Annotated in this window: 5 protein-coding genes; 1 reads left to right on the forward strand and 4 read right to left on the reverse strand. The window is 70.1% G+C overall.

From position 1 onward, the window contains the following. Positions 1-107 precede the first annotated feature (107 nt). On the forward strand, positions 108-1769 hold the full coding sequence (locus NBG84_RS34170) for a hypothetical protein (protein ID WP_250923567.1): 1662 nt from the start codon (positions 108-110) through the stop codon (positions 1767-1769). A gap of 419 nt (positions 1770-2188) precedes the next feature. Here the strand turns inward: NBG84_RS34170 and NBG84_RS34175 are convergent, their stop codons facing one another. The 4 genes from NBG84_RS34175 to NBG84_RS34190 form a co-directional block, all read right to left on the reverse strand. Further along, a complete protein-coding gene (locus tag NBG84_RS34175; RefSeq protein ID WP_250923568.1) occupies positions 2189-2899 on the reverse strand; it encodes a DsbA family oxidoreductase in 711 nt (236 codons plus the stop codon). Between the two features lie 226 nt (positions 2900-3125). Continuing rightward, positions 3126-4208 carry an FAD-dependent oxidoreductase gene (locus NBG84_RS34180; RefSeq protein WP_250923569.1) on the reverse strand — a complete coding sequence of 361 codons (1083 nt, stop codon included), beginning with the start codon at positions 4206-4208 and terminating at the stop codon, positions 3126-3128. A gap of 529 nt (positions 4209-4737) precedes the next feature. Continuing rightward, positions 4738-5706, reverse strand: a complete 969-nt coding sequence (locus NBG84_RS34185) for a cysteine peptidase family C39 domain-containing protein (protein ID WP_250923570.1) — start codon at positions 5704-5706, stop codon at positions 4738-4740. 496 nt (positions 5707-6202) lie between these two features. Further along, on the reverse strand, positions 6203-6427 hold the full coding sequence (locus NBG84_RS34190; protein ID WP_250923571.1) for a hypothetical protein: 225 nt from the start codon (positions 6425-6427) through the stop codon (positions 6203-6205). Between the last annotated feature and the right edge of the window lie 844 nt (positions 6428-7271).

The following is a 7271-nucleotide window of genomic DNA, read 5'->3' on the forward strand; positions in this document are numbered from 1 at the left end:
GTGCGCCGTACCGCGTCCACCGGCGCGCCGGCTCCCTACCGCCCCCACCTGACCCGGATCACCGCAGCAACCCGACCAGTACACCATTCGAGCATCAGGAGTCCGCCGTGCCGCAGGAACCGTCCATCACCTCGTGGACCCGGCTGGAGCCGCGCTGCCGGGCCGCGGACATGTCGGCGGGTCTCCAGGCGGCGACCGCCGATCCGCTCTGGATGCTCGGCCGGCAGTGGCAGGTCGGGGAGTTCCAGGGGGACGACGCCGGGTCACCCGTAACCGTCCGACTGCGCGCCGAATCCGCACAGCTCACCCGCTACCAGGGGCAGGCGGACCCCGTGCCGGTACCCCTGGACCTCGAACTCCCCCTGGAAGCGGTGGTCGAGCGCGAACCGGCGGAGTCATCACTGGACCGCCGCACCGCGGCTCAACTCGGTCAGGAGTACGCCCGTCTGCTGCGCGCCGAGGGCGCGGGGGACCTCGTACCCCGACTGGTCGCCGCCTACCAGATCAGCGCGTCCCCCGGGCCCCTCGCGGACGACCCGACCACCGGGTATCTCGCCGTGGTCGCCGGTCGCGCCGCCGACGGCCTCGCGCTCCTCGCCGAACTCTCCCCACCCACCGGGCAGCCGCGTGACACCCCCGCCCGGATCACCATCCCGCCCGAGCGGGCCGAGGCGGTGGTACGGGCCACGGTGGCCTGGCGGCGACTGCTCGGGCTGCCCACCACGGCCCCCCAGACCGGCGGTGCGTGGCAGCCGCAGCGGCTGGAGCACGGCTTCTCGGTGGCCGCCCGACACACCACGGGTGAGATCGTCCTCGACGCGGCCGAGTACCCCGGAGGGCGGCTCGACTGGTACGCCCTCGACCACCGCCCCGGCGCCACCCTCGGTGCGCCCGCCGACCAGTCGGCGCAGGTGGTGCGGACGGTCCTGCCGACCGTCGCCGCCTATCCGGGGATGCCGTCCCCGCGTTGGTGGGAGATGGAGGACGCACGGGTGTACTGGGGCGGCATCACCGCCGAACGCACGGACCTGGCGCGGCTGCTGCTCGCCGAGTACGCGTCCACCTACGCCAACGACTACTTCCTCGTCCCGCTGGAACTCCCGGCGGGCACGGTCACCAGGCTCACCTCGGTGGTCGTCACCGACACCTTCGGCGAACGGGTCCTGCTGCCGCCCGCGCCCGACGACTGGTCACTCTTTCGTCCCACGATCGCGGGCACCCGCCGGGCCGCTGACGTCCTGGTCCTGCTGCCGGGCGCGGTCGACTCGGTCGACGGCGACCCGGTGGAGGAGGTGCTCTTCCTACGCGATGAGGCGGCCAACACGGCTTGGGCGGTCGAGGAAGCGGTGGCGGGCGCGGCGGGTCACCGAATGGACCGCCACCGTCTCGTCGCGATAGCGGGTGGTCTCCCCTCGGCCGACGCGACCCCGCCCGGAGCTGACGCCATGCGCCACTACCGCCTCCAGAGCCCGGTCCCCGAACACTGGATCCCGCTCGCCCCTGTCCCTGATCCGGCGGCACCGGGCCGCACCCTGCTCCACCGCTTCGGTGCGGGAGTGCGGGGCAGGGTCCTGGAACCCGGCACGGTCCTTCGCCTTCCCTCCGAGGAGGTTCCGGCCGAAGGGGTCCGGGTCACCCGCCGCTGGCAGCTGGCCCGCCTCGCGGACGGCCGCACGGCCCTGTGGACCGGCCGCACCACCCTGCCGGGCCGGGGCCAGGGCTCCAGCGGGCTGCGGTTTGACACATCGGACTTCGAACCCGCGCGATGAGCACGCGAACGGAGCGGAAACAACCGTCTCGCCGCACTGATGGAAAGGGCAGCTGGGACCGCCCGGAACTCTGCGGGCCACAGCGGAAGGCCAGGTGCCTCAGGGGAGCCGCGGAGCGGGGAACGCTCGGCTCCGTAGCCGTCGGCGGATGAGCACTCCCGAGGCCCGAGCCTCGGGCTCCGCGGGTGAGGTCGTACCCCCCGCAGGCCGATAGGGCAGACCGGCTGCGGGGATACGTGCCGGAGCGGCCGGCGAAAGCCCGCCCGGTGTGCGTTCGCCACCAGGCCCGCGTCCACTTCGACGAATCCATCGGCTTCACCCAGGACGTCGTGGGCGCGATCGGCTCCGCGGTCGACCGCACCCCACTCGCCCGCGCTTCCGGCCAGCGGTCCCGCCCGGCCGGAAGCGCGGGTGCCACATCAGGTCCGGCCGCCGCCACCGGTAGGGGTGCCATCCCCCGCGGCCGACCTCTCGACCCTGGCTGCGGACTCCCGATGTGCCCGCTCCAGTGCGTCGAGCAGTACGGAGGTCTCCAGGGCTCCCTCGATCGCGGGCCCACCGTCGATGGTGACGCTGGGTACCGAGCGGATACCGCTCGCCCGCGCGGCGGTGAGCTGAGCCGTCACCTCCGGTACCCCCTCGGAACCCGCCAGCACGGTCAGGACCCGTTCGGGATCAAGGTCCGGCGCGGCTGCGGCGGCCAGCACTTCGGGGCGGGTGATGTCGAGCCCTTGGGTGAAGTAGGCCGCGAAGACGCGCTCCTTCACCGCGGCCTGGCTCCCGCTGTTCCCCGCCAGCCACAGCACCCGATGGGCGTCAAAGGTGTTGCCGATCAGGGCCCGGCCGAAGTCCATGGCGATCCCCTCACTCGCGGCCAACCGGGTGGTGTGCGCGAGGACGGCTTCGGCTCGCGGCCCCAACTGCTCGCTGAGGTAGTCACGGGCCAGGGTTCCCCTGCGTGGTGCGCCCGGGTCGAGCTGGAAAGGCCGGTGCACGACGCGGACGTCGGCGCCTTCCGGGAGGGCTTCCAGGGCCCGGTCCAGCCGGCGCTTGCCGATGTAGCACCAGGGGCAGACGATATCGGCGTAGACCTCGACGGTGATCGTGCCGTCGTGGATATGCGCGCTCATCGCGTTCCTCGCTCTGTTCCTTGTGGTGTTCCTCGCTGTGCTCCCTGTTGCGTTCCTCGCTCGGGGGCGTCCTTGTCGGGGCCGCGTCGCACGGTCTGGTCGGCACGGGCAGCGATGCTCGCCGGCGCTACCCGGTGCGCCGCGCGGGGGCTCACCGGCGGAACCTGGTCGGCAGGGGCAACCCTGCCTGCCTGCGGAGACTGGCCGGTACGGATGGTGGTCCGGTTCACCGGCCGAGCCCGAAGGTCTCGGCGAAGCGTCCGACCATCAGGTCCGCGCCCTTGTACTGGGCGGTCACCTCGGGACCCAGCAGCTCTCCCCCGGGCAGCTCGGCAGCGCCACCGGTGGGACCCAGTGGCAGGAGGATGGCGGCCGGACCGGGTTCATACGACGCCAGCTCCGTACCGCCTTCGATCAGGGAGGTGATGTTCCCCGCGATCACTTCGGCGTGCTGCATGGCGGCACCGGCCTTCTTGGCCTCTGCGACATCCGTGATGTCACCGAGGGCGAAGACCGTGGTCTGCCCCTTCACCTGAAGGCTGGGCGTGACCTCGACATGACCGCTGGCCAGCCGAGCCGGGGCGAGTGCTCCGGCGAGGTAGTCGCTGGCCGGGGTGACCCCGTAGGCCCGGAACCACACCTGGGCGGTCACCTCGGCGCCTGCCCGGGTGGTGACGGTGAACTCCCCCGCCGTCCCGACCTCGGTCGGCGGATCCTGAGCCAGCGAGTCCCCGAGCAGCAGTTCGATACCGAGGCCGTCCAACTGGCGCAGGATCTCCTCGCGGAACGGGCCGGAGTATTCGCTCAAGATGCCCGGAGCCGGGTCGATGATGACGACCTGCTTCTGCGGCCACCGCGCCTTGATCTCCCCGGCGAACTCAAGCCCGACCGGCCCCGCCCCGAGAAGCAGCACCCGGTCCGCCTCGGTGAGGTGCTTCTGCGTGGTGCCGAACCTCTCCAGGGAGGCGGCGGAATCATCGAGGTCGCTCTTGGCGGGGAAGGGGTAGCCGGAGCCGGTGGCCAAGACGATGTAGTCGGCCTCCAGTGTCCTGCCCGAAGCGAGCGCCACCGTCCGGGGCTCGACGCGGACGGCACGGTCGCGTACGACACGCCCCCTGCTCAGCAGATTGTCGTACGGCAGGAAGATCCGCGGTGCGAAATCGGCGTCGACCGCGGCACGCAGTGCGCCGACGTTGTGCAGAAAGGCGTCCTTGGGTTCCACGAGAGTCACATCGGCGATGGCGTCCAGGGCCTTGGCCGCGGCGCTGCCGCCGTATCCGCCGCCGATGATCACAACTTTGGGGGGCATGGTGTCTCCAGTACAGGTATGAGGAGTGGTGTCGAATCGGGGGTCGATCCACAGGCCCTACGGACCCGGTCGCCCCAGGGGCGTGTGCGAGGGATGCCAGGCGACGCCGGGCGCGCTCATCGCGACGTCCGGCGCGGGGGCGGAAAGTGGTGGACGGCAGGTCGATGCCGCATTCGAACGGCCGCTACGGCCGGGGCGACGACGCCGCCATCACATGACACGAGGACTCCAGAGTCGGGGTTCTGTCCCTACGACACTGGAAAAACTGTACAACCGTTGATTTCTATTCCCGGAGGGGCGCCCGCTCGCCCTCGTACCACGGTCCGTGCACGGCTAGGGGCTACCACGGCGCGGAGGCACGCACCCCACAGCCGTCTGGACCCTCGGTTGCCATCGCTCTTCGTCGAAGGGTCGGATGGCCAGCAGGCACGGGTGTGGCTCGTCCCTGGGTTCCACCGGTCTGGGAGTTCCCGCGGTCCGGCCATCCGGCAGGGCATGAGCCGGCCGGCCAGGGGACGACCGCCGGCTGTCAGCCGCGTGCTGATTCCGCGGCGGGCCCGGGCCCGTCGTGGAGAGCCTCCGCGAGTGCCGCCCGCAGCCGCTCAAACCCCGGGGCAAGGCAGCGCAACCCCGCAAGCAATCGCCGGTCATCGTGGGTGACCAGCGGTTCCTGCAGCGCGCCGATGTGTTGGGAAAGCTCCGCCGCCACCGTGGCCGGCCCATGGAGTTCCAGGAGGGAGAGGCACGCGGCCGCGTCGGAGAGACGGCGTGCGCCCACCCGGATCGCGAACGAACCCAAGAGGTCCCGGGTGCTCTGATCAAGCCCTCGCTCCACAAGGCCGGCGAAGGCGCCGACTCCCTCGGCTCCCCCGAGCGTGCCGGGCGGAACGGGAAGGTCCCCGCGTCCGGACAACCACGCGACCGCCCGCGGCAACGACCGGCGCAGTGCCTCGACCGCGGTCACCTTCCGCTCCCGTACGAAGTCCGATCGCATCACGAACGGCTCGTCGACATAGGCGACCGTGTCCGCCCGCCATGCGTCGAGGAACGCCGATACCGACAGCGTCGCGTAGGGGTGCCCGTTCGGGTCATGGAGCAGTACGGCTCCGTCATCCGCGGCGAGCACCACCACATAGTGGTCACCGAAGCCAGGTGCGGGGGTACCTGGCCGGTAGAGCAGGAGTCCCATGTCCACCGGCCCCGCCAGCACCGGGCCACGGGCGCAGGCGGACCTCAGCCGGGCGTGCGCCTGCGACGGTGTGCCTCCGGCGGTGTGTGCGCAGCGCAGGCCCAGCAGGTCGACCGCCTCGTCCAGGCCGAGTTCGGGGTCCCAGCCCAAGGGGTCGAACAGCGGCAGGGTGCCCCCGATCAGTTGGAAACCGAAGGGTGAGCCGGTCAGTGTCTCGATCACAGCGGTCGGGGGAACGCTGTCGGCCCCCGCGACCATCGCCAGCGAGTCGGTGTAGCAGTACGGACCGGAACCCAGGTACGAGATCATGCGAAACCCTCCGTCGATATGGCCGGTGGCCAGTCCAGAGGTTCACACCGAGGGAAGGTCAAGACTGATCGGGAGGATTGCCGGTGGTCGTGGTTCCCATCGCGTCCGCCGATGACGGCCCAGCGTCGGGCGGCTCGCGAGAAGTGATCCCGAGCCGACCCCCTGAGCAGCAGCGCCACATTCATGCGCCTGCCATGGCCGCTTTCCCCTCATTCACCGAAAGAGATACGGAGTCAACGAAATTGAACGCGGCTGTCGAAGGAGGTCTAGCGCCTTCTGAGGATTTCTTTCACCTTTCTGACTGGTGAGCACCATGCTCGCCCATAACGCCCGATCCAGCAGGGGCAATTGCCGAACCCACTGCGACGGGCGGAGTGAAAAAAGTTAGTGGTGCCGCTCCGTTCTGAGGAGTGGCACCACTTGGTCGTGACACGGGCGCCTGGCGGAGTTCCCCGGTGTCAGCTACCCGGGTCATTCATTTCGCCATGATTGCCGATCACTCGGCACTGAGGACTCCCGCAAACAGCAGCAGACCTGCTAGCAACATGAGCGACCCAATGACCACCGGCGCCATACTCGTTGCCTTGGAGTGGCGCGAGTTGGCTCGCCCGAAGGCGTTGTCCTGCTTCTGGACCCGCCCTGCGAAGAGAGTCCGGGCGCTGATGAGACCGACCCCGGCAAGCACCATGAAAACTCCCAGGAAGACCGTCTTGGCGTCCACGGAACACCTCGTCCTTTCTCAGGCGGGAACAGGATCTAGAATGCTACTTGCCTTCCCCCTGAACACGTTCCGGTGGATGCGGCGGTGGCCAGCCCGGCACTGCCGGAAAGACTGCCGCCCTGTTGTAGCTGGCCTCCGACGCTCGCGAAACCGTAGGAGCACTTTCCATAGGCGGAGGGCCCGGTACCGGCGCCACCCGTTCCGCCCTCCAGCCCCCCGGAGAATCCGGGCAAGCCGACTCCGGACATATTCCGTACGGAATAGGCCCCTCCGGTTCGGGTCCGAACTCTTCCAACAGGGGCTCCCACAGTTGGCCTTGACACTGGGACCACCATCGAAACGGTATGACGGGGGATCAGAACTGTCCGAAAACGTATCCCCGCTGGTAGCTATCACATGAAGAAATGCCCGGGGAGTTGTATCGCTTCCCCGCAGGGCGGGTGCACTACGGGTGCACTACTGGCCCGCATCCGAATCGGCGGCCAGCATCCCATGGGCACCCCCACAGCCGGTCTCGTCCAGCAGAGAGCCGGTCCCGTAGCGCCTTCTCCGTGACCACGGGGCAGTCGCGCAGACGGGATCACGCGTTCACGGCGATGGGCATCGACTGTCGCGGCCGGCGGCCGGTGATCTACGCCCAGCCGGCGGTGGGAGTGCGTCCGCGCGTTCGCCCCCCATGCGTTGATGTGGTTGTGCGCCCCGGCCCACGCGGCGTGACCGGCTCTGGGCCCGGTCGCGCTGAGTGCGGCTGGTTGCCGCGGTGCGTGGGGCCTGGTCGGCCAGCGAGGAGGCCGTGCCGGCTCCGTGGTCCATTTGGCCAATGCCGGACGGCACGCCCATGGCG

Source organism: Streptomyces albipurpureus (assembly GCF_023701525.1).
Taxonomy (GTDB): domain Bacteria; phylum Actinomycetota; class Actinomycetes; order Streptomycetales; family Streptomycetaceae; genus Streptomyces; species Streptomyces albipurpureus.

Coding starts and splice junctions, on each gene's coding strand:
- NBG84_RS34175 (WP_250923568.1), bottom strand. CDS start 2,899: ATGAGCGCGCATATCCACGACGGCACGATCACCGTCGAGGTCTACGCC.
- NBG84_RS34180 (WP_250923569.1), bottom strand. CDS start 4,208: ATGCCCCCCAAAGTTGTGATCATCGGCGGCGGATACGGCGGCAGCGCC.
- NBG84_RS34185 (WP_250923570.1), bottom strand. CDS start 5,706: ATGATCTCGTACCTGGGTTCCGGTCCGTACTGCTACACCGACTCGCTG.